Annotated in this window: 1 pseudogene; it reads left to right on the top strand. The window is 42.3% G+C overall.

The features are described 5' to 3' along the window. Nucleotides 1-92: pseudogene (locus tag FDX22_RS00150) on the top strand (AraC family transcriptional regulator); the annotation flags it as partial. Between the last annotated feature and the right edge of the window lie 168 nt (nt 93-260).

Below are 260 nucleotides of genomic sequence, written 5' to 3'. Positions count from 1 at the left end.
GTACTTCATACTTTATCTCCGTCTTCAAAGAGTTCTATGGAATGACGCCACTGCATTATGTCAGTCAACATCGGGAACCCTCCGCTGCCTGATTTTTGATCATTTAGCGATGAGCCATAATAATATCAGCATTGGCGATACCCCTGTTCCGCCATCATAAAATAGTCTTCTGAAGAGGTATGATGTGACGTCATTTATCCTTATCAGGAGTTAAAAAATATGTCGACGGATGCTGATGCTCACAAAGTGGGCTTAATCCC

Origin of the sequence: Citrobacter sp. TBCS-14 (genome assembly GCF_005280805.1) — a bacterium.
In the GTDB taxonomy this organism is placed as follows: Bacteria; Pseudomonadota; Gammaproteobacteria; order Enterobacterales; family Enterobacteriaceae; genus Citrobacter; species Citrobacter gillenii.
The sequence above is the reverse complement of the archived record's forward strand: the minus strand, read 5'-3'. Positions and strand labels throughout refer to the sequence as shown.